Consider the following 2,059-nt stretch of genomic DNA (forward strand, 5'->3'; position numbering starts at 1 on the left):
TAAAAAGATTACAAGATGAAAATGCAAAACTAAAAGAAGATTATTCATCTACAAAATGGGAGTTAGAAGCTGAGAAAGAAAAGACAGATAAAAACGAAAATAAAATCAAAGAAATGCAAGAAAAGCTTGAGTCTTTAGAAGGGGAACTTGCAAAGAAGACTAAAGAAATTGAAGATAAAGATAATAGAATTAAGGACTTAGAAAAAGCTCTTGATGAAAAAGATGCTAAGATAAGAGACTTAGAGTCTAAAAAGAAAGAGACAGAAAATTCTAAGTCAGAATGCTGTAAGAAAATTGAAGAGCTTCAAAAGGCTATTGATAGTTTAAAAGTATCTTCTGAAAATACAAAAAAAGAATTAGAAGATAAGATTAAAGTACTAGAAGAAAAACAAAAAGCTTCTGAAGAAGAAATTAAAAAGCTAAAAGAAGAATTAGATAAGAAAATCGAAGAAGCAAAGAAGTTAATCGAGGAAGCAAATAAAAAAGCAAAAGAAGAACTTGAGAAACAAGCTAAAGATGAAAAAGATAAAAATCTAAACCAAGACCTATCTAAAAAATTAGATGAACTTCTAAAACTCCAAAAAGAAAACAAAGAAAAGAAAGAAGATAAGAAATCTCAAGATAAGAAGTGGGACGAACTTTTGAAAGCTGATGATAAGAACATCCTAAATCAATTTGATCTTAACAAGATGAAAAAGCAAGAGGAACAACAGGACAAAAAACAAGCTAAAGATGAAAAAGAATTTGCAGTTTTTCAAGTAGACAAAAACTTCTATAACATTATCAACAAAGATGGTAAGACAACAGTCTACATGGATGTAAAAACTTATGTGGATCAAGGAAGAACTATGATTCCAGTTAGATATATTGCCTATACTCTAGGTTTTAATGTTGAGTATGACAATTCTACTCGTGAAGCCATTTTCTCAAATAAAGAGAATAATATCTTAGCTAAAAAGACATTAAGACTAAATGTTGATACTGGTGTTATGAAAGATTCAGATGGAAAGGTCTACAATTCAGATGTTAAGCCAGTGATTATAAATGGAAGAATTCATGCTTCAATTTCAAATATTGCTAAAGCTTTTGGAGCAAGTCATGGAGATATCAAAGATGGTGAAAACCAAACAATAGAATGGGACAATACTAGAAAAGCAGTCTATGTATTTAAAAATGTAAAATAAGAAAGGATAGAAAAATGAATAAGAGCATTAAACGAGGAGTAGCCATAGCGTTACTCCTTTTTACATTTACAGTACCAGCAACTACATTTGCAATGACTAATGAAGGGCAAATAGAAAGTCAAAACGAATCAATCTATGAACCACAAAAAGAAGAATTTGAAAAAATGTTGAAAGATGATGTTTTTACACCATCAAAAGAAGAAATACCTTATCAAGATGTTCCAAGAATACCAGGAAATACAAGTGAAGCAAATAAGCCTTCAAATAATCCTCCTAAGAAAACACCACTTGTAAAAGGTGGTAATACAAAGGCAGTAAATAATCTTGCAACACAAGAAAATAAGGCAAGAGGTTCAGTAATTGAAAATGTAGATAGGAATGGAAAAGATATTACACCAAGTGGAGATACAGAAAAAGATAAAGAAAATCCAGTAGATGTAAGACAATTTTTAACATTTCAAACCAAAAGTGGAAAAACTATGCACCTAATAGTGGATCACTCATCAAATCAAGATAATGTAAGGCTATTGACAGAAGTAGGAGAGCAAGACCTACTTAATATGATTGAATCAGAAGATAAAAATACTATAAAGGTTGAAGAGCCTAAGAAAGAAGAAGTAAAAAAAGAAGAACCTAAGACTGTTCCAGTAAAAGAAGAAAAGAAAAGTGGGATAGGTTCATTTCTAATAGTTGCACTTGTAATTGGAGGAGTTGTAGGAGCAGGATATTATTTTAAAGTAGTCAAAGCTAAGGAAGATAAAATGTTGGAAGACTTTGAAGAAGATGATGAGGATTATATTAGTGAGTCAGAAGATGATGACGATGATGAAACTCACGAAGAATCTTTAGATGAAGACGATGAAGATGAACTATTA

Annotated in this window: 2 protein-coding genes; both read left to right on the plus strand. The window is 30.6% G+C overall.

All coding sequences use genetic code 11. The features are described from left to right. On the plus strand, positions 1 to 1,184 hold a 1,184-nt coding region (locus KHW44_RS09015), incomplete at its 5' end, for a stalk domain-containing protein (protein WP_304068680.1). A gap of 14 nt (positions 1,185 to 1,198) precedes the next feature. Next, positions 1,199 to 2,059 (plus strand): CD1107 family mobile element protein (locus KHW44_RS09020; RefSeq protein ID WP_304068683.1); only part of this gene is annotated, 861 nt, incomplete at its 3' end.

It is taken from the genome of Finegoldia magna, from assembly GCF_018371055.1.
Lineage (GTDB): Bacteria > Bacillota > Clostridia > Tissierellales > Peptoniphilaceae > Finegoldia > Finegoldia magna_I.